Below are 19,787 nucleotides of genomic sequence, written 5' to 3'. Positions count from 1 at the left end.
AGCTGGCCATGCAACGACTCACATCCCTGTTCGCCGCCGCGCTGCTGTGCGGCTGCGCGGTCGGGCCCGATTTCCGCGTGCCCGCGCCGCCGGACGACGCCGGCTACGTGCCGGGTCCGCAGCCGGTTGCGACCGTCGCGGCGGACAGTGCCGACGCCCCCGGCCAGGCCCACGCGCAGACGCTGGCGGCCGGCGCCGACGTCCCGGCGCAGTGGTGGACGCTGTTCCGCAGCCCGGCGCTGGATGCCACCATCCGCGGCGCGCTGGTGGCCAGCCCGACGCTGGCGCAGGCCCGCGCGCGGCTGCTGGAAGCGCAGGAGAACCTGGCCGCGCGCACCGGCGCGACGCGCTGGCCTGCCATCGACGCGAAGCTGGACACCTCGCGCCAGCAGGTCGATTTCCAGTCGCTTGGCATCACCGGCATCCCCAGCCCCGGCCCGTTCACGCTGTACGGCGCGACGGTGCAGGTTTCGTACGCGCTGGATCTGTTCGGCGGCCAGCGGCGCGAGCTGGAAGGCCTGCAGGCCGTGGTGGACTACCAGCGCTACGAGCTCGAGGCCGCGCGCCTGGCGCTGGCCGCCAACGTCGCCACCGCAGCCATCCGCGAAGCCGGCCTGCGCGCGCAGCTGGCCGACACCGCCGCGATGGTGGCGGCGCAGCAGCGCCAGCTCGGCATCACCGAGGCGCGCCTGCGCGCGGGCGGCGTCGCGCGCGTCGAGGTGCAGCGCCGGCGCGCGGAGCTGGCGCAAACCCAGGCGCTGGTGCCGGCGCTGCAGCGCCAGCTCGATGCCACCCGGCACCAGCTCGCGGTCTACACCGGCCAGACCCCGGCCGCGGCCGCGCTGCCGGAATTCCATCTCGATGCCATGCACCTGCCCGACACGCTGCCGGTGAGCCTGCCCGCGACGCTGGCGCGCCGCCGGCCCGATATCCGCGCGGCCGAGGCGCTGCTGCACCAGGCCTCGGCCAATATCGGCGTGGCCACCGCCAACCTCTATCCGCAGGTCACGCTGAGCGCCAGCGGCGGCACTCAGGCCACCGCGGCACGCGACCTGTTCAGCAGCCTAAACGTCTGGAGCCTGGCCGCGGGCCTGGTGCAGCCGGTGTTCCGCGGCGGCGAGCTGCAGGCGCGCAAGCGCGCGGCGGAAGCGGCGTATGAGCAGTCGCTGGCCGCGTACCGGCAAGCCGTGCTGCAGGGCCTGCAGAATGTCGCCGACGCGCTGCGCGCGCTCGAGGCCGACGCCGCCGCGCTGCGCGAACGCGCCGACAGCGCGCGCCAGGCGCGCGATACGCTGGCGGTGGTGTCGGAGCAGTACCGGCTCGGCGGCGTCAGCCAGCTGGTGCTGCTGGATGCCGAGCGGCAGTCGCGCCAGGCCGCGCTGGAACTGGCGCAGGCGCGCGCCGACCGGCTGGCGGATTCGGCGGCGCTGCTGCAGGCGCTGGGGGGTGGGTGGTGGGAAGAGGAAGCCGCGATGGCGGCAGCGCCCCGGTAGCGGTGCTAGGGCTGGCGCTCAGGTCTTGTCGCTCTGCGTGTACCAGTAGGTGCGCTTGCGCTTGCCGGCACTGGCGGGCTTCACTTCCTGGCCGCCCAGCGAAGACTTGTCATCGCCGCCGGTGCCGCCCGCCTTGCCGCCACCGATCAGCACCGGCACCAGCCGGGTCGAGCCGTCGGTCTGCGTGACCGACACCATGCCGAACACCGGAGACGGCGGCAGCCCGCCGTTGTCGAAGATGACATAGCGCGGCCCGTTGTTCATGCCAAGCCCGGTCAAAAACGACACCGCGTAGCCCCGCGCCTCGCCCAGGTCTGGGTAGCAGGCGCCGGGCAAGACCTTGGAAGGCGTGTTGGTACCGAAGTAGGTGTAGCCCGCCACCGTCAGCGGCGCATTGACCGCCTTCTCGCCGGGGGCAAGCGACAGGTAGAAGCCGCTCGCCACCGCGCTATCGCGGTAGGCCACGCTGGTCGCATCGACCAGATCGGCCTCCCTGATCGCGGCCCACGTGGACGGCGGTTTGCCGTCGACGTTCGGGTCCTTGATCATGTAGAAGCGGTTGCGCACGTTCTGCGCCGCGCCCGAGGTCTGGCTCAGCGAATACAGCGGCTTCTCGCGGTCGCCCGAGGCGATCATCACGGCATCGTACTTGCCGGTGGCGACCACGTCGGGCGGATAGAGGAACTTGCGCGCGTCATTGGTGTTCACCGCCCCGCCCAGCTGGGCCAGCTTGCCGATGGTCCATTTCGACGGCACGTCGGTTTCCAGCGCGCCGAAGTCGATGCGCCAGACATTGCCGCCCACGTCGCCGACGTAGGCCTTGTCGGCATAGCCGTCGCCGTTGCGGTCGACCACCGCAACGTCAGAAGGGATCGCACGGCTGTCGATGGTGACGCAGGTGCCGGTGGTGATGCCGGCGCAGCTGCCCAGCGCAGCCCAGACCACATCGCCGGTCGCGGCATTGAGCACGATCACGCCGCGGCCCTGCTTGTTGGTCGCGGTGGCATCGCCTTCGAACGCCGGGTCTGCGTCTTCGCCGTCGGGGTCGTAGCCGGCGCCCATGATCAGCACCGGCGTGGCGTAGCCGCGCACGCGCATCACGCGCGGCTGCGACCAGGTCTGGCCCAGTTCCGGGATATCGGCACTGGTCTTGCTCCACAGGTACTTCGGCTGCGCCGGATCGCTGACGTCGAGCGCATACACCAAGCGGCCGCCGCGCCGCGCGGTCAGGTAGATGGTCACCTGCGGCGCGGCCGGGTTGCTCAGGTTCTGGTAGACCGTGGTGGTGCCGTCGAAGAAATAGTCGCGCGGCTTGAACTGGACCTCGGCGGTGTCCTGCGGGCTGCCCGTCAGCCGCACCTCTGGCGCGTTGTTGTAGAGGCGCGCCAGCTTGCCGTAGAACTCGGGGGCGACAAAGCCCCACAGCTCGCCGCCGGCGCGCACCTGGCCGGCGGTGGTGGAAATCGCGCCGGTGCGGTTGCCGTTGACAGCATGGAACACGCCGTCATTGGCGCCGTAGAACACCACCACGCCGGTGCTGCCGCCGTAGTCGACCACCACCGGGCGCGAATGCAGCACGTCGCCGTGGATCGAGCCGCGCACCGTGACGTTGCCGCCGGGGCCGGGCTCGGACTCCTTCTTCGGGTCAGTGCCGGTCAACGCGGCAAAAACGTCCTTGCCGCGCACCCATTCGATCATATTGGCCACGTCCGCCGCGGTGGTCTTCAGCAGCGACGGGCCGTCGCCCTCGGTCAGCGCCCTGTTGGCGGTATTGAAGTTGGTCAGCGCCGTGTCCTTGCTGCATTTGGCATTGGCGCAGGTCAGCAGCCGGCGCCCGCTCTGGCTGGTGAGGTAGTCGGCGCGCAGCATTTCGCCGGCGCCGCCCTTCTCGACAATCTCGCCGTCGGGCGCATCCTTGGCGTTGCGCAGTTGCGCCGAGGCATTCTTCCAGAAGCCGTCGGCGGGCCAGTCCGTGACGATACTGGAACTGCCAACCTGCTTTGGCGGATCCTCGGTCCAGTAGCTGCGCGCATTGGGCGAGATAAAGCCGGTGCTGGCATTGCTGATCGCGTTCTTTGACGTCTGCTCGGTGCCGCCCGGCGTGCCGGCGTCGAGCAACACCAGGTTGCCATTGGTGTCGTAACCCAGCTTGTATTGCTTGAGGTTGCCGACCCAGCGCGGACGTGCCTTGCCATCGGGGCGGAACATGCCGATGTAGACCTGGTTCAGGTACGAGCCCTGCCCGTTCACGCTGACCGGCAGGCTGACCGAGGCGAACACGTTGTTGACCGCCTGCATCTCGTTGAAGATGTCCTTCAGCGCCTTGGCCAACGCGTCGTCGTCGCCGGCACGCACCGTGAAGTTGCCGCCGCCGCCCTTGCTGGCCATGCTGTTGACGAACTCCAGGTAGTCCTGGCTCTGCTTGCTGCCGTCAGTGACGCCAATGGTGTAGGTGATGATGTTCTGGCGCGTCGCCGTGGCCGAACCCGCGTTGTTGGCGGCGTTCAGGTCCATGCCGTTGAGAAAGCGTGCCCATTCATCGCCCCAGTTGTCGATGTTGTTGGCTCTGGACAGCGGGATCGGTGTCAGCTGCGCGGCGGTGGCGCCCGCCTCCCGGAGCTTGTTGTAGGCGTCCTGACCGGTGTCCTGCGGCTTGCCGTTGTTGAGCGCGTTGGCAATGTAGATGATGAAGTTCTTCTGGCACGGATTGCTGATCGGCGACTTGTAGGTGGTGCCCGACAGCCCGGTCTTGCCGGAGAAGAACGCCCACGCTTCCTGCATGGCGCCGCCGACCTGCGAGTTGTTGGAGCTGTCCTTGGTGCGGTCGATGCTCTTGATGAACGCCAGCATCTGCTCGCCGCCCGCCTGGTCGAGCAGCACCAGCCCGGACGGCGCGGTCGGCGGCGTAACGTTCGGGAAGCGGAACTGGGCGCCGGAGTTATTGCTGCCGCCGAACATCATCACGCCGAGGTTGATCTTGCCGACGGTATTGGGGTCACGGATCAGGTCCGACACCGCCTTGTACAGCGCGCACTGCTCGGCGCCGACGTTGTTGTTCAGGTTGTTCGGGCCCACCACGCCCGGGGTTTCGCAATCGACCTGCGCATTGGCGTTCCAGGCCGAGGCGTTGTCCAGGATCAGCAGCACGTTCGGGCGCGCGCCGGCGTTGCTCTGCAGCCCGGTGAACAGGTCGATGTCTTCGGCCAGCGCCGCAGGCGCGGCGGCCAGCCCGAGCAGGGCCGTGGCACAGGCGGCATAGGCGCGAAGCCGGCGGGCGGGCATGGACATGCTGGTTCTTCCTTTCAGGATCTCGGTCTCGCCCATGGCAATCAGGGGCACGTGGAGCCATACAGCGTGCGCACGGCCACGCCCTGGTGCACCGTCGCGACCGTGCCGGTGTTGGCGTCATTGACTGTGGCGGCGACATCCCACTGCGTATCGTTGCAAAGCGAGCTGACCACGTTGGCGCCGCCCGGGCCCACCACGAGATTGCCGTTGCCGGTACTGCTGCCGAGCGTGCATTCGGCATCCTCGGGATGCTTCTCCGGATCGATCACCTTGGCTACCGGCTTGCTGGTCACGCAGGTCGGCACGGCCACCTGCGCCACGTAATCCGCGGTGCCGTCGCCCGTCACGTCGACTGGCACGTCCACCGCCACCGGCGCCTTGGTGAAGTCGTCGCTGATCACCTGCTCGATCGCCTGCTGCGCCACGTCGCGCGCCTCGGCGCTGTGCTGCTGGTTGGATGCCACTTTGACGTTGATCAGTCCGGAATTGACCATGGCCACCGCGATCATCAGGAACATCACCATGAACACCAGCGTCACCACCAGCGTGACCCCGGATTGACTGCGGCGCAGCGCGCCGCCGGTTGACTTGGTCATGGTTCTCATCGCAGTGTTGTGCCGGTATGGCGTCATTGCTCTCGCAGGCCGGCCACGTTGACCAGCCGCGCCACCTGGGCGTAGACGTGGCGCTTGTAGCCGTCGTTGAACGGACCCGAGGCCACCGCGCGGCCGATTTCGTAGGTGCGTTTGTCGGTATGGCCGCCGGAAGGCTTCAGCGTGCGCGCCAGCAAGTGCACGCGCACGGTGGTGACATTGGCCAGGTTGTTGATCACCACGCCCCAGTCATAACCCGGCACCGCGGTGCACACGGCGCTGTTGTTGGCGCGCGGATCGGTCACATAGCAGTCAGCCGAGCCGTTACTGTCCTGGTCCACCCCGTACTGCACATGCATGTCCTGCACGCCCTGCGCCACCGAGCGCGACTGGAACGCGCCGTTGACCAGCTCGGCCATCTTCAGCGTGGGAATGCCGTCGCCGCCGTTGCTGCAACGGTCGCAGCCGGCCAGGTAAAAGATGCGCACCATGGCCCGGCGCAATTCGGCCGGCTGTGCCGCATCACAGGCCTTGGTGCGCAGCGCGAAGGCCGCCGCGCCGCTCGCGTCGAAGACGAAGTTCTGCGCGTCCTGCGAACAGGCCGAGACCTGCAGGTAAGCCGATCCGGGCGCGGGCGCCACCACCGGTGTGGTCGAGACGCGCCGCACCACCAGCACCTCCGAGGTTGGCGCCAGATCCGGCAGGCACGGGGCCACCACGCCGGGCGCATAGCCGGTCAGTGCCAACGGCACGGTTTCGGCGGTGAACGAGAAGCCCAAAGCAGCCGGGTCGGTCGCGCACAGCGCCGGCTCCGCGGCCTTGTTGCCGCGCGCGATATTGCCCACCCCAAAGAACCCCGCCAGCTCCACCTCGCGCCGGATCTGCTCCAGCGCATAGCGCCCGTTCTCCACCTGTTCGGCCGATTTGGCGAACTCGGTGCGCGACAGGCTGTTGGCGTAATACAGGCTGGCCAGCGCGGTCAGCAGCACCAGGCCGATGGTGATGCCGATCATCAGCTCGACCAGCGAGATGCCGCGCTGGCGGCGCAGGCGCGCGGCGCGGGCGCGGGCGCGGGATGAAGGCACGGAAAAATGCGGCGCGGTCATGACACGGTCCCGAGGGTGCCGATGCGGATCTGCGTGCTGACCGCGCGGCGATAGGCGTCGTTGCCGTACTGGTCCTTGCCGCAGCCAAGCGCCGGCGCGCCGGTGGTGGCCAGCCCCTGCCACGCCACGGTGATGCGGTAGACCTGGTTGACCGCGTCGACGGTCTCGATGCAGCCGCGCGCGCCGATCATTGCCCCCACCGCTTGCGCGGGATCGACTGCGCTGGCGCCCGGGCGCATCTCGGCGCTGCCGAGCAAGGCCGCGTTCCAGGCCTGCAGGTCGGCGTTGGCGGTGGCGTTCTGCGCGGCGCTGCCCTGTGTGCATGCGGCGGGCGGCGCGGCCGCGCTGCCCAGCTGCATGCCGGCGGCGCCGTTGGCATAGCACGCTGCCACCTGGCGGTTGGCGTTCAGGCGCGCGGCCATGTCCTGCAGCAGCGCCAGCGCCTGCACGCGCTGGTAGGACTCCATCTCGGTCTGGCCCGAGCGCGCCACCAGTCCGGCGGTGCCCAGCAGCGCGACCAGCAGGATCACCACCGCCACCAGCACTTCGATCAGCAGGAAGCCCGCCTGCGCGCGGCGCGCCGGCAGGCGCCGCCGCGATATGGCGATGCACGTCATGGCGATGCGCGTCATGTGCAGGCTCCGTTGGTGGAGGCGATGCGGCCGGTCTCGCTGACCTGCACGCACACGCGCGTGGTGGCCGAGGTATCGCCGCCGGGCGCGAACTCGAACGTCATCGCCGCGCCGGTCAGCCGGCCGTCGTTGCCAAGCACCAGGCCGCCGGCCGCACTGGGCGTGATGGTCAGCCCGCCATAGGGCCCGAACGAACGTACCGTCTCGGCGCCCGCGCTCACCGTCCACCCTGCCGTCCAGGCGGCGCCCGCCGGTGCCAGCGAGACCGTGGCATTGCGCTTGACCGCTTCGCTGCGCGCCAGCACCAGCGCCGCGGCCAGGTCGAGCGAGGCGCTGCGCACGCGCTGGCTGGCGATCAGCGCGGCGAAGGAAGGCGCCGCCGCGACCGCCAGGATCGCCAGCACCGACAACGCGCACAGCAGCTCGATCAGCGTAAAGCCGCGGCGTGCGCGCCGCCGGCGATCATTGGCGCGGGAAAGATTGGGCCGCATGGTCAGTTCCAGCAGTCGGTGCCTGCGCCCGACGCGGACTTGGCGCCGGCGCTGGTCAGCGTCAGCGTGCCGCAACCGGTGTCGCTGAGCTGGCTGCCCTTGGGCGTGGCGACGATGCTGTAGCGCGGCGGCGGCGCCGCGCCCGGTGTCACCGTGACGTCGTAGCGCGTGGCCAGGCCGGCGGGCACCGACATGCCGAGCGCCCCGAGGTCGGCGGCATAGGCGCGGTTGTCGACCAGGAAGCGCTCCTGCGCGCCCGCGACCTCCAGCATGAAGGACTCGATCGCCGCGCGGTTGGAGCGCACGACGTAACGGCTGTAGTTGGGAATGGCGACGGCGGCAAGAATGGCGATGACCGCCACGGTGATCATCACTTCGATCAGCGTGAAGCCATGCAGCGGCCTGCCCCGGCATCGCATGCCGGCAGCCCCCTGAGTCCCGATCGCCCGGATTCCTGTGTAGGATCCGACCCCCGGGATGACCCTGAATATGACCCGAAACGGCAGGTTGACCCTCCCACCGTGTCGCACTGCCGGGCTTCTATGTCCCATGCTCGCGCTCCGCTACTCATTATGTTCCGGACGACCGAATTCCGGAGGTTATGGCGCGGAGTGTAAGTCACGATCCGTTAAGCGGGTAAGGAAAATACGATGTGGACGAACCGGCGTTGTAGCGAAGTGACAGTGACGTGGCCGCGTGTCATCAGGGGTAAAGATTCCGGCCGGCGCGGACGTTAATCCGCCCGCCATCGCGCCGACGCGGTGCGCAGGCCGCCGCACCTGTGCAACAATCGTTACATCCTTGAAGCCGGAGCACCCATGTCGTCCGATCCCCCCGCCTCTACCCGGCCCGGGACACCACCGCCCACATCGCCACCAGCGCCGCCCCACGACCTGGAGGCATTGCTGGAATTGCTGCGCCGCGGCTTTCCCAACCTCAGCACGCAATTCCAGGGCGGTGCGCGCTACCTGCTCGACCATCCGCAGGACGTGCCGGTGCTGTCGATGCGCAAGATCGCGGCCAGCGCCGGGGTCCAGCCCGCCACCCTGGTGCGGCTGTCGCAGCATCTGGGCTTCGAGGGCTGGCAGGCCATGCGCGAGCTGTTTGTCGATGCACTGCGCGGCGGCACCCAGCCGTATGCGCGGCGCGCGCGCAAGGTGGTGCGCGAAAGCAGTGCCAGCCGCATGCTGGGCGAGATGCTCGAGGCACAGCACCACAACCTGGACCGGATCGCCACCAGCAACGAGAAGACGCTGCCGCAAGCCGCCGAGCTGCTGTCGCACGCGGCCTGCGTGCATGTGGCGGGCTTCCGCTCATGCTTCCCGATCGCGTTCACCTTCCACTATGTCTACCGGCTGTTCCGCAGCACCGTGCACCTGATCCGCGCCGATGCCGGCACGCTGGAGATGGAGCTGCGCGGGCTGGCGCCCAGGGATGCGGTGGTGGTGGTCAGCTTCGCCCCTTATTCGCAGGAGAGCATCCGCGTGGCCGAGGCCGCGCGCGAGTGCGGCTGCAAGGTGATCGCGCTGACCGACAGCACGGTCGCGCCGATCGCGCTGGCCGCGGACTGCACGCTGCTGTTCTCGGTCGAAAGCCCGTCGTTCTTTCCGTCGATCACGGCCGGCGTGGCCGTGGTCGAGGCGTTGGTCGAACAACTGCTGGCGCGCAAGGGCAAGGGCGCCATCCGCGCGCTGGAGCAGGCCGAGGGCGAGCTGCATCGCACCGGGGCGTATGTGACGCCCGGGCACGGCTGAGCCCGCGGCCCGTTCGAAAGCGCGGCCGGGCGCTTACTGCGTGCACTTCTCCCGGTACGCCTGCTGCAGCGATTTCTTCGGCCGGTCCCGTTCCAGTTCCGGCACCATGCGGCCCTGGGCGGTTTCGATGGCCGGCTCGGTGGCGCGGTACTCGCGCTTGGGCGCCTGCGCAATCTGCTCGGCCAGCGCGCGGCACTCGTCCGACTGGATGCTGGCCGGGGTCGCCGACGGGTCGGGACGGTAGGGGGTGGTGCCTTGCTGCACGGCTTCATTGATGGCGGCGGCGGCACCGCCCTGGTCCTGCCTCTGCGCATGCGCGCCGCATGCCACCGCCAGGGCCCCAAGGGCGACAAGGGCGGCAATGCGGTTAAGGATTCGCTGGCGTGCTGGCATGATGCGATGTCTCCTCTGGCTCGACGGTATCTGGCAAATACCGCGAGCTTAATCGTTCCCGCGCGGCCTGGCACTACCAGCATTTGCGACACTTGCGACATTGCCAGCCTGCGGGGAACGATGCCGCCAGGTACTAGCCGCGGCGATGCTCGCCGCCCTCGCCGCCCTCCTCGCGCTCCAGTTCCCAGTCGCGGCGCATCATGACGTAGGTGAACGAGGTGGACCAGCCGATCAGGATCAGCCCGACCAGCGGCTCGATACTGGCGATCAGGCGGCTCGCGCCCACCGGCACGATATCGCCCAGGCTCTGGGTGGTGAAGGTTTCCAGCGCGAAGTAGGCGTAGAGCAGCGCATCCGGCTGCGCGCGTGCGGCCTCGACCCCGGGCACCGCCACGCCGGCCAGCCCGCCCAGCCCCAGCACGCGGTCGGCAAACCAGAAGCCAGCGGCGAACACCAGCGCCTCGAGGCAATGGACCAGGATGATGCAGACGATCAGCACGCCGATATTCATGCGCCCGCTCCAGCGCCGCGGATGCATCGCCGACAACAGGCGCAGCGCCTCGTAATGGATGCCGACCACCGTCACGGTCAGCACGGCGGCGCACAGCAGGGCCAGCGAATAATGTTCGGCGGAGGTTTCCATGCGCGGGGGCGCTCCCGTATGACGTCAGTGCAATCGGGATGGTACGGATCGGGACGGGCAAAAAAATGACGCCCTCCAAAAATAACACCGGAAGGCGTGGGGGAAAACCAGGACGCGCTACGTGGCCCGCGCGCGTGGCGCGCCGGCGGCCCTGGCAGAGGGTCAGGAGGCGGCCTGGCGGCCGCTGTTTTGCACAGCGCGACGCGGCGCCGTGGTTCAGTTACCGGACTTGCACGACAGGTTCACGTACAGCCCGCCGCCCCAGTTGAAGCTGTTGTTGCCGCTGACCTGGACCTGGACCACGTCGTTGGCGGCCACCGGCGTGGTTGCCGGTGTCGAGCAGGTGCGCTCGCTGTTGTCGAGCACGCATTGCGACGCGTCGGTGATGGGCAGCACGTCGACGTGGTCCAGCGCCGTGCCGCTGGCGACACGGTGCGCCGTGACGGTGTACGCCGCCTTGGCGGGTACCTGGCCCGCCAGGATCGCGGTCAGGGTAAAGCCGCCCTCGCAGGCCACCGGCATCACCGCGCCGAAGTACGGGTCGCTGCTCTGCAGCGTCAGCCCGGTACCGGTCATGACATAGGTGCCGACGCCGCCCGGCGGCGCCGTGACGGCGAAGTTGGCGGTGTAGACGGTGGCGCCCGTGCCGGGCTCGCCGGGGTCGCCCTTGTCTCCCTTCTCGCCTTGCTCGCCTTGCTCGCCTTTCTCTCCGGCCGGACCGGGCGCACCGTCGGCACCTGCAGGGCCCGCGGGTCCGACCGGGCCGGTCAGGCCGACCACCGAGATCCCCGCCGGCCACCCTTCCGCGGTCTTCGGCCCGAACAGCGTGCTGGTGGTGGTATTCAGGTAGAAGCTGCCCACCGCGCCGTCCGCCGCGGTCGGATCGGCCCCGCCATGCAGCAGCGTGGCGCCCGGCGCCCCGGCCACGCCTTGCGGGCCGATCAGCGACACGCCGGCGGGCCACTCGCCGCCGGCCTTCGGGCCGTACAGCGTCGAGCTCGAGACATTGAGGTAGAAATCGCCATCGCTGCCCATGTCCGCGGTGGGCGCATTGGTGCCGGACAGCATGGTCTTGCCGTCGGCGCCGGCGGGACCGGGCACGCTGGCGGCCGGGCCGGCCCCGGCGCTGGTGGAATCGCCACCGCCGCCGCCGCAGCCCGCGAGCAGGATGGCAAGGCAGGCGAGCGGAAGCGCCGCGCGTTTCAGGTCGATCTGTTGCATTGGTGGAAGCCCCCCGTTTTCATGGATTGAAGGCCCGGTGCGATGCCGGGTAGCTCCAATCTAGACAGGGAGGCGACTGCGATAAATCGTGCATTGGCATGGGCTGTTTCAGCCCTGAAGCGCCAGCCGATACACAAAAAATGCCGTGGCCTTTGCCATGCCCGGCACTTGAGTCAGCCGGCAAGAAGGCCCGTAAAAATGCGGGACGAGACCATCGGAATGGCCCTGCCGGGCCCGGCGCCGGCTTCGCCCCAATGGTTGAATATCGGATGAATTGCACACGGCATGGCCGGTAACAGGCCGCCGTGGCAGCGTTCAAATGAGAAACAAAAGCGCGCGATCTACCCCTTCGAGAGGGTATGTTCCGCGGCGCCGGCCAGGCTGCCGCCAATGGCAGTGTCATGCACTATGCTGAATACTCCAACCGTTCTGCGTGGAGGCTAGCGTGCGCAAGTTCCTTCCCATGGTCACGGCAATCGTGCTGTGCGGCGCCACCGGCATGGCATTCGCCCACAACTGTCCAAACGAGATGAAGGCCATCGACGCCAAGCTGTCGACCAACCCGAAGCTCTCGACCGAGGACGCCGCCAAGGTCTCCAAGCTGCGCGCCGACGGCGAGGCCTATCACAAGGCCGGCAAGCACGATGAATCGATGAAGTCGCTGCTCGAGGCGAAAAAGATCCTGGGCATCTGACAGCCGATGTGGACACAAAAAAACCGCCACGCGTCAGGCGTGGCGGTTTTTCAATTTTGGCCTCAGGAGCCTGATCCGACCTGCTGGATCACGCCGTTGGGCGCCACCAGGTAATACTCGGCGCCAATCCCGACCCAGCGCGTACCCTTGCGCGGCGCGGGCAGGTTGTACTGCTTGTAGTCGTCGATCACATACTGGCGGTCCCGAAACTCGGTGGGGAGCCGGTCGCCCTTCTTCCACTGCTGCACCTGCATATACGGCGAGCTCTGCGCCGCCGGCGCGGACGCCGCCATGGGATCGGTCATCGGCTTGGACCTGGCACCGCCCTGCGCCATCGCAAACGGCGCCGCCAGCACGCTTGCCGCCAGCAACAACACTGGCATCGCTTTCTTGGTCTTCATCGTGATCTCCTTGCGTACGGGAAAACCGAACTGCCGGAGGATCCGACAGCATCTACAGATTAGTCACAAATGCCGCCAAGCGGGCATCCGGCGGCCGTGACGCCACGGGCAGGCGCGGGCGCGCGTGTTCACAATTGTTTGCCGGTCAGGCCCCCATTCGGGGGGGCGCCTCAGGCGCCACCCGTGTCTAGAATGCTCGCACAGAAACAATTTGTTACCAGCAGTTTGCCGCCCAGTTCATTGCCGCGGGCCGCACTGCGGGCCCCGCCGACGGCGCCACACCGCGCCCGCGCGGGCGCATGCCGCTATCCATGTTCCCTGGCTTGCGCGCTTTGACGCGCTGCGCACGCGGGCTTTATTCCCTGCCAGAGAACTCACCAAGACAGGGGACGCTCCGTGTTGCACGATGCCGGTCGATTCCTGGCACTGGTCAATCCCGCCATTGCCTTGCTGCTTGCGCTCTGCTTCCTGTTTGCATGGCGCCACGAGCGCACGCGGCCCCACCTGCTGCAGCTGGGCGCCTGCTATCTGCTGGCCGCCGCGGCCATCGGCCTGCAGGTACTGTGGCCGCCGCGCGCCGGCGGCGGGCCTGCCACCGTCGCCGGCGCGCTCTACCTGGGCAGCGCCGTGCTGCTGCTGCGCGGCATGCTGGCCCGCATCGGCGCACGCCCTGACCGCTGCGCGGCGGTGGCGCTGCCGCTCGCGCTGTTCGGCATGGTGGCGTGGTTCGACCTGGTGTACCCGAGCCTGGTCGCGCGCATCTACATCCTCAATGTCGGCGTCGCGGTGATCCTGCTGCCCGGGGTCGCGCCGCTGGCACGGCTGCGCACCGGCCGCACCGTGGACCGGGTGCTGTTCTGGATGTACCTGGTGTTCGCGCTCCAGTTCCTGCCGCGCACGCTGCTGGCGCTGGCGCCGGCCGCCGCGCACGATGCCGCCGTGCTGCCGCCCACCGCCTGCTGGCTATGGCTGCAGGCCACGCTGGCGCTGCTGCTGCTGGCGCTCGGGCTGGCGCTGCTGGCCGCGACCGCGCAGGACGTGATCGACGACCTGCGCCATGAACGCGATACCGATCCGCTGACCCAGCTGCACACGCGCCGCAGCCTCGAGACCCTGGCCGCGCGGCAGATCCCGCCGCGCCCGGGCGAGGCGCTGAGCGTGCTGCTGTGCGACCTGGACTTCTTCAAGTTCATCAACGACAACTACGGCCACGCCGCCGGCGATGCGGTGCTGGCGCAGGTCGGCCGCATCATCGGCGCGGGCATCCGCCGCCGCGATATCGCCGCGCGCCTGGGCGGCGAGGAATTCGTCGTGCTGTTGCCCGACACCCCGCACCAAGCGGCGCTGCAGCTGGCCGAGCGGCTGCGGGAGACGCTGGAGCAGACCAGCATGGGGGCCCTGCCCGGCATGCGCAACGTGACTGCCAGCTTCGGCGTGGCCACGCTGCGGCCGGGAGAAGACCTGGAGGCGCTGCTGATGCGCGCGGACAACGTGCTGTACGCGGCCAAGAACAACGGGCGGAACTGCGTCGAGTGGGAACGGGAGGCCGGTTTGCCGGCGCTGGCGTGAAGGCTGCCGGTGATGGCCTCCCGTCAATGCGATGACTACGCGGCCGCAGGTATGCCGCCGGTCTCGAACTCGGGGCCGGCATAGTCTTCGTCCACCGCCACGCCGCCATCGAGCAGCCGCTGGCTCCAGTGGTCGAGCGCCACGCGCGCGGCCTGGCTGACATCGCGGCCCAGCGCCAGCCGCACCGCGGCCGGCGTCTCGAGTCCGAACGCGCGCACCGTCCCCCATGTGACCCGGTCGTGCGCAAAATCCGCGATCGCTTGCTCGACGCACAAGCCGCTATCGGCCACGGCCGAAGCCAGGAACACCTCCGGATGCCGGCGCGTCCAGTCCAGCACGTTGCCGATCTGGCGGATGCCGCTGGCTCGGCAGGCGGCGATGGCGCCGTCGCGGCCGCCGTCGATCATCGCAAAGACGATATCGGCACCCGCCCGGGCCTGCGCGGCGACGGCGCGGCCGGCGAGTTCGGGGTCATGCTGGTTGCCGCAGAAGGTGGTCAGCGCCGTCGCGCCTGGCATGGCGCTGCGCACGCCATGGAGGAACGCCGCGCGGCCCTTCAGGCCGGGACGCACTTTCTCGCCGGACAGGTGCGCCACCACCCCGGTGCGCGAATCCGTCGCGGCCAGCACGCCGGCAAGGAACGCGGACTGTTCCTGCAGCACGGTGTAGCTGGCGGTGTTGGCGCCCAGCACGCTGCCCTGCGTGACCACGAAGCGGCGCAGCGGATGGCGCGCGGCGGCCACGGCGACCGGGTAGTCGCCCTGGCCGCCATGGGCCACGACCAGGTCCGGTTCACTTTCGCACAATGCCAGCACGGCCGCGGCGCGCGCCTGCGGGTCCGGGTCGGCAATCCATGCCACGGCCACATCATGGCCGGCGTCCCGCGCGCGCACGGCGCCGGCATGACCGGCCTCGTTGAAGCTGCCGCGGCCCTCGGGCCCGAACAGCACCACCTGGATGCGCGCGCTCATGACAGCATCGCCCCGGTGGCCGCAACCACCGGCCCCCATGCCTGCACCTGCTGCCGCACGTAGGCAGCGAATGCCTCGGGCCGGCGCTCGGCCAGCACGAAGCCCTGGGCCTCCAGTTGGCCGCGCACGGCCGGTTGTTGCAGGATGCCCTGCAGTGACTGATGCAAGCGTTGCACGATGTCCTCGGGAAGATGGGCCGGCGCCGAGACGCCGACAAAGTTTTCGGCCACCAGGCCGGGATAGCCGGCTTGCCCCACGGTGGGCAGCCGCGGCGCCTGCGGCACCCGCCGGGCCGAGGTCACGGCCAGCAGGCGCAGGTCGCCGGATTGCAGGAACGGCAGGTTCTGCGGCAACGCGTCCACCGCGAACGGGATTTGCCCGCCAAGCAGGTCGGTGCGCATGGGCCCCGCGCCCTTGTAGGGCACGTGGGTCAGCTTCAGCCCGGCCTGCTGCGCGAACAGTTCACCGACGATATGCGCCACGGACGCCGCGCCGCCGCTGCCGAACGGCACCGGATCGCGCTGCGCGCGGATCCACGCCGCCAGTTCCGCCAGGCTGCGCGCGGGCACCGATGGATGCACCGCGAACACCATCGGCACCGCGCCGATGTAATGCACATGGGTAAAGCTGTGCACGGGGTCGTAGCTGGGCCGCCGGAGCAGGAACGGCGAGATGCTGAGCGCCGCCGAGTTCGACATCAGCAGGGTGTAGCCATCGTTCGGCGCGGCGGCGACGGCCGCGGCGCCGATGGTGGACCCTGCCCCCGGGCGGTTGTCGGTCACGAACGGCTGCCCCAGCCGCTCCTGCAGCAGCGGCGCCAGCAGGCGCGCGACGATGTCGCTGGACCCGCCGGGCGGGAACGTCACCACCAGCCGCACCGGATGCCGCGGCCATGCCGCGCCGCGCTCCGCGTGCGCCGGCATCGCGGCCAGCGCTGGGAGCGCGGGCAGTGCCAGCAGGCGTGCCATGCATTGTCTTCTGGAAACCACGATGCGCTCTCCGTCTTACAAGCGATGGCGCAGGCCGACACCGCCGCCGAACTTGTTGCCGCGCACGCCCATGAAGGCGGGCAAGGCATAGGCCCCGCTGATGCGATTGAAGTCGGCTTCGGCGTAGACGCTGGTGCGCCGGGACAGCGCGTACTCGGCCACACCGGTCAGCATCAGCCGATGGCCGCTGGCCGCGGTCTGCCGGTCATAGCCCGCCGCCAGCGAGAGCGCCAGCGCGGGCGTCGCCTGCAGCGTGGCGCCGCCGGTCAGCACATGATTGCGGGTCGGGCTGAGGCGGTAGCGGTGGTCCAGGTAGCCGAGCGCCAGCTTGACGCGGCCCAGCTGGCTGCTGCCGCCGATACCCCAGATCGTGCGCGCCTCGGCGGTCGGCAGCGCATCGGTGCGCTGCAGCAGCGCGCCGACGTCGAACCGCGCCGTCGTCCAGGCCAGCGCCAGGCCCCGGCTGCTGCCCGCCGTCGCGTCACCGGGCACTTCGCCGAAGGTGTAGTGCGCGGCCGCCGACAACGCGCCCAGCCTGCCCGCGTACTTGACCATGTTGTCCTGCCGCGGACCGGTGTAGCCGTTCAGGATCGCCACCGCATCCAGGTTGGGATGGCCATAGGGCTGGAAGCGGAATGTTGCATCGTAGGCCGTGGTGAACTGGCGGCCGAAGGTCAGCTTGCCCCACGTCTGGTGCTCGACCCCCAGGTACGACTGCCGGCCGAACAGGCGGCCCGCGCCCTGCGTGCCGACTTGTCCGTAGTTGGAGGTCGCCGTCCCCTGCAGCGAGGTGCCGGTGGCGAGATCAAAGCCGCTTTCCAGCGTGAACAGCGCCGCCCATCCCCCGCCCAGCGCCTCGGTGCCGCGCATGCCCCAGCGCGAGCCGCTGAAGTATCCCTCGCCCAGTTCGGCCAGGCGCTCGTCCCCGCGGTTGTTGTCCGAGGAGCGCACCATGGTGTCTATCAGTCCATAGACCGAAACCGACGAGGCCGGCTGTGCGCGCACCGTACCGCTGGCCCCGCCAGCCATGCCCGCCACCAAGCCGGCCATTGCCACGGGCATGGCGTAGCCGCGTCCTGCATTCCACACCCTCACGGGCACCTCCATTTTGCATACAAAATAAGAACGCAAAATATAGGGCTTGACCGATGCCGCGCATACGAATGTGTGCGCATGAGGTCATGCGGTTTGTGCGGGTTCAGCGCAGCGGGAAGGACCTGAATAAGCTGGCCGAGCGCGGCACGCCTGCATGCATTCGGCCCCCAAAAAGCAGAACCCCCGCAGCGCGGGGGTTCGATGGCAATGCTGGCGAGCTTGTGTTGCGCTTGTGTCGCGATACTCAGAACGGAATATCGTCGTCCATATCCTCGAAGCCGTTCGAGGCCGGTTGCTGCGGACGGCGCGCCGCGCCCCCCTGCTGGCCACCGCCGCCCTGGGCACCACGGCCGCCGCCATAGCCGCCGCCCGACGATTCGCGGCTATAACCGCCACCGCCGCCGCCACCGCCGTAGCCGCCTTCATCGCCGCCACCGCCGCCACCGCCCTGGCGCGAACCCAGCATCTGCATCTGGTCGGCAACGATCTCGGTGGAGTACTTGTCCTGGCCGGACTGGTCCTGCCACTTGCGGGTGCGGATGCGGCCTTCGATATAGACCGACGAGCCCTTGCGCAGGTACTGGGCGGCAATCTCGGCCAGCTTGCCGAACATCGCCACGCGGTGCCATTCGGTGGCTTCCTTCATCTCGCCGGACTGCTTGTCCTTGTAGCGGTCGGTGGTCGCCAGGCGCAGGTTGGTGACGGCGTCGCCGCTGGGCATGTAGCGCGTTTCGGGGTCTGCGCCGAGGTTGCCGACGAGAATGACTTTGTTGACCGATGCCATGTGAATGTTCTCCAAAAGCCACGCGCGGTGTTGAAAAGCGTGGCAATACGATGACGATGAAAGCGGGTTGTAGTTTGACGCGATCGTGCCGCGACGTAAACGAACACGCGACGTAAACGAACATCGCGCCCCCGCCAGAATGCCGGGTGGCGCGATGATGCTAGGCCTCTTTCTGGCCCAAATGCTTTACGAAATGATGCGAAAACCGGAGCCGGCTCAGGCCGCGGTGGCCGGTGCGGCTTCCTGCCCGCGCGCCGGCGGCGCCTTCATGCTCCAGGCGATTATAAGCCACAGCAACAGCACCGCCGCGCAGCCCACGAACACGGCACTGCGGCCCTCGTGCTTGAGCAGCCAGCCGCCGGCGGCACCGCCCAGGAACAGGCCCAGGGCCTGCGTGGTGTTGTAAACGCCGAGCGCCGCGCCGCGCGCGGCCGCGGCGTAGCGCGACACCAGCGACGGCTGCATTGCCTCCAGCACATTGAAGGCGACGAAGAACAGCAGCAAGACCCCGACGATCGCCCACAGCCCGTGCACCGCGGCAAACAGCAGCTGCACCGCCGTCATCAGCGCGACCGCGCCCAGCAGCACCGGGCGCACGCGGCCATAGCGCTCGGCCGCCATCATCGGCCCCAGCATCAGCACGAATGACACCAGCACGACGGGCAGGTAGACCTTCCAGTGCTGGTCCAGCGGCATGCCGGCATCGGCCAGCATCGCCGGCACCACCATGAACATCGCCACCTGCGACGCGTGCAGCGCCAGCACGCCGACATTGAGCCGCGCCAGGTCGCCGTTGAGCAGCACCTTTCGGAAAGGCAGCCGCACCGGGTGCGGCGGCGGCGGGGTCGGCACCAGGAACACGGTAACGCCGATGGCGACCAGGCCAAGCACCGACATCAGCCCGAAGATGCCGGACATGCCGATGCTGTGCAGCAGCGGCGAGGCAATCACCAGCGACAGCGCGAAGGTCAGCCCGATGCTGCCGCCCACCATCGCCATGGCCTTGGTGCGATGGCGCTCGCGGGTCAGGTCGGCGATGCAGGCGGTGATGGCGGCGGAGATCGCGCCCATGCCCTGCAGCGCGCGCCCGGCAATGATGCCCGACAGCGTGTCGGAAAACGCGGCGACCAGGCCGCCCGCGATAAACAGCAGCAGGCCGCCCACCATCACCGGCTTGCGCCCGACGCGGTCGGACAGCCACCCCAGCGGGATGTGCAGGAAGGCCTGCATCAGGCCGTAGATGCCCATCGCCAGGCCCACGCGCTGGGCGTCGTGCCCGTCGGGCAGCGTCCGGGCGTATTCGGCAAAGACCGGCAGGATCAGGAACAGGCCCAGCATGCGCAGCGCGAAGATGCTGGCCAGCGATACCGCGGCGCGCAGTTCGGCGCGCGTCATGCGTTCACGCGCGGGAGCCTGGGATGCGTCGGCGGCACCCGTTTCCGGGGAAGTTTCCGGGGAAGAAGAAGGGATCGACGGCATTGCGATCGTGGGATCGTGTGGGATTCGGGGTCGGGCTGGTTGCCGTTGGGCGGCAATGGTCGGGTCCGCTGGTGGCCGGACAACCCCGGAAACCGAAGTTGGGTATATTAACAGGTTTGCTCCTTGGCGCTTCCCGGGTCACCTGGCCATGCCGGCTGCCCCCCGCAGGTGCGCCCGGGCGCGCATTCCGG

Annotated in this window: 19 protein-coding genes; 4 read left to right on the top strand and 15 right to left on the bottom strand. The window is 69.1% G+C overall.

Going from position 1 to position 19,787, the window contains the following annotated elements; translation table 11 throughout:
- Nucleotides 1-8: 8 nt before the first annotated feature.
- The gene (locus tag CBM2588_RS03285; protein WP_115681377.1) at nt 9-1,493 is read left to right on the top strand and encodes an efflux transporter outer membrane subunit; all 1,485 of its coding nucleotides are present in this window, start codon (nt 9-11) and stop codon (nt 1,491-1,493) included.
- 18 nt (nt 1,494-1,511) lie between these two features.
- Here the strand turns inward: CBM2588_RS03285 and CBM2588_RS03280 are convergent, their stop codons facing one another.
- Genes CBM2588_RS03280 through CBM2588_RS03255 form a run of 6 tightly spaced genes read right to left on the bottom strand, consistent with a single transcriptional unit; the run spans nt 1,512 to nt 8,022 of the window.
- On the bottom strand, nt 1,512-4,781 hold the full coding sequence (locus CBM2588_RS03280) for a pilus assembly protein (RefSeq protein ID WP_115679335.1): 3,270 nt from the start codon (nt 4,779-4,781) through the stop codon (nt 1,512-1,514).
- A gap of 41 nt (nt 4,782-4,822) precedes the next feature.
- The gene (locus tag CBM2588_RS03275; RefSeq protein ID WP_115679334.1) at nt 4,823-5,377 is read right to left on the bottom strand and encodes a pilus assembly PilX family protein; all 555 of its coding nucleotides are present in this window, start codon (nt 5,375-5,377) and stop codon (nt 4,823-4,825) included.
- 32 nt (nt 5,378-5,409) lie between these two features.
- Nucleotides 5,410-6,480 carry a PilW family protein gene (locus CBM2588_RS03270; protein ID WP_115679333.1) on the bottom strand — a complete coding sequence of 357 codons (1,071 nt, stop codon included), beginning with the start codon at nt 6,478-6,480 and terminating at the stop codon, nt 5,410-5,412.
- Nucleotides 6,477-7,112, bottom strand: coding sequence for a type IV pilus modification protein PilV (gene pilV, locus CBM2588_RS03265; protein WP_172583555.1), 636 nt, complete (start codon nt 7,110-7,112; stop codon nt 6,477-6,479). Before pilV ends, CBM2588_RS03270 begins: the two co-directional genes overlap by 4 nt.
- Nucleotides 7,109-7,603, bottom strand: coding sequence for a GspH/FimT family protein (locus tag CBM2588_RS03260; protein ID WP_115679332.1), 495 nt, complete (start codon nt 7,601-7,603; stop codon nt 7,109-7,111). Before CBM2588_RS03260 ends, pilV begins: the two co-directional genes overlap by 4 nt.
- Nucleotides 7,604-7,605: 2 nt before the next feature.
- The gene (locus CBM2588_RS03255; protein ID WP_231942094.1) at nt 7,606-8,022 is read right to left on the bottom strand and encodes a type IV pilin protein; all 417 of its coding nucleotides are present in this window, start codon (nt 8,020-8,022) and stop codon (nt 7,606-7,608) included.
- A gap of 399 nt (nt 8,023-8,421) precedes the next feature.
- On the opposite strand from CBM2588_RS03255, the gene CBM2588_RS03250 reads away from it, so the two are divergent.
- On the top strand, nt 8,422-9,357 hold the full coding sequence (locus tag CBM2588_RS03250; RefSeq protein ID WP_115679330.1) for a MurR/RpiR family transcriptional regulator: 936 nt from the start codon (nt 8,422-8,424) through the stop codon (nt 9,355-9,357).
- A 33-nt stretch (nt 9,358-9,390) separates the two neighbouring features.
- Here CBM2588_RS03250 and CBM2588_RS03245 read toward each other — a convergent pair whose 3' ends face one another.
- The 3 genes from CBM2588_RS03245 to CBM2588_RS03235 all read right to left on the bottom strand — a co-directional run bounded on the left by CBM2588_RS03245 (nt 9,391) and on the right by CBM2588_RS03235 (nt 11,614).
- Nucleotides 9,391-9,750: a hypothetical protein gene (locus CBM2588_RS03245; RefSeq protein WP_115679329.1), complete on the bottom strand. Its 360-nt coding sequence runs from the start codon at nt 9,748-9,750 to the stop codon at nt 9,391-9,393.
- A 133-nt stretch (nt 9,751-9,883) separates the two neighbouring features.
- Nucleotides 9,884-10,393 carry an ion channel gene (locus CBM2588_RS03240; RefSeq protein ID WP_115679328.1) on the bottom strand — a complete coding sequence of 170 codons (510 nt, stop codon included), beginning with the start codon at nt 10,391-10,393 and terminating at the stop codon, nt 9,884-9,886.
- Nucleotides 10,394-10,609: 216 nt separating this feature from the next.
- Nucleotides 10,610-11,614, bottom strand: a complete 1,005-nt coding sequence (locus CBM2588_RS03235; RefSeq protein WP_115679327.1) for a collagen-like protein — start codon at nt 11,612-11,614, stop codon at nt 10,610-10,612.
- Nucleotides 11,615-12,077: 463 nt separating this feature from the next.
- Here CBM2588_RS03235 and CBM2588_RS03230 point away from each other — a divergent pair, with 463 nt between their 5' ends.
- Nucleotides 12,078-12,308, top strand: coding sequence for a hypothetical protein (locus CBM2588_RS03230; RefSeq protein ID WP_231942155.1), 231 nt, complete (start codon nt 12,078-12,080; stop codon nt 12,306-12,308).
- Between the two features lie 62 nt (nt 12,309-12,370).
- Here CBM2588_RS03230 and CBM2588_RS03225 read toward each other — a convergent pair whose 3' ends face one another.
- Entirely contained in the window at nt 12,371-12,709 is a 339-nt protein-coding gene (locus tag CBM2588_RS03225) for an RcnB family protein (protein ID WP_115679325.1), read from the bottom strand.
- A 396-nt stretch (nt 12,710-13,105) separates the two neighbouring features.
- On the opposite strand from CBM2588_RS03225, the gene CBM2588_RS03220 reads away from it, so the two are divergent.
- Complete coding sequence (locus CBM2588_RS03220) at nt 13,106-14,278, top strand: GGDEF domain-containing protein (RefSeq protein ID WP_115679324.1); 1,173 nt, start codon at nt 13,106-13,108, stop codon at nt 14,276-14,278.
- 35 nt (nt 14,279-14,313) lie between these two features.
- Here the strand turns inward: CBM2588_RS03220 and CBM2588_RS03215 are convergent, their stop codons facing one another.
- The 5 genes from CBM2588_RS03215 to CBM2588_RS03195 form a co-directional block, all read right to left on the bottom strand.
- Nucleotides 14,314-15,249, bottom strand: coding sequence for a BMP family lipoprotein (locus CBM2588_RS03215; RefSeq protein WP_115679323.1), 936 nt, complete (start codon nt 15,247-15,249; stop codon nt 14,314-14,316).
- On the bottom strand, nt 15,246-16,217 hold the full coding sequence (locus tag CBM2588_RS03210; protein WP_172583554.1) for a Bug family tripartite tricarboxylate transporter substrate binding protein: 972 nt from the start codon (nt 16,215-16,217) through the stop codon (nt 15,246-15,248). Before CBM2588_RS03210 ends, CBM2588_RS03215 begins: the two co-directional genes overlap by 4 nt.
- 36 nt (nt 16,218-16,253) lie before the next feature.
- The gene (locus tag CBM2588_RS03205) at nt 16,254-17,300 is read right to left on the bottom strand and encodes a porin (RefSeq protein ID WP_172583553.1); all 1,047 of its coding nucleotides are present in this window, start codon (nt 17,298-17,300) and stop codon (nt 16,254-16,256) included.
- 277 nt (nt 17,301-17,577) lie between these two features.
- A complete protein-coding gene (locus tag CBM2588_RS03200; protein ID WP_115679321.1) occupies nt 17,578-18,117 on the bottom strand; it encodes a single-stranded DNA-binding protein in 540 nt (179 codons plus the stop codon).
- A gap of 216 nt (nt 18,118-18,333) precedes the next feature.
- Nucleotides 18,334-19,596 (bottom strand): MFS transporter, encoded by a 1,263-nt coding sequence (locus tag CBM2588_RS03195; protein WP_115679320.1) that lies wholly within the window; start codon nt 19,594-19,596, stop codon nt 18,334-18,336.
- Nucleotides 19,597-19,787: the final 191 nt, after the last annotated feature.

This window comes from Cupriavidus taiwanensis (assembly GCF_900250075.1).
Classification (GTDB): Bacteria; Pseudomonadota; Gammaproteobacteria; order Burkholderiales; family Burkholderiaceae; genus Cupriavidus; species Cupriavidus taiwanensis_C.
The sequence above is the reverse complement of the archived record's forward strand: the minus strand, read 5'-3'. Positions and strand labels throughout refer to the sequence as shown.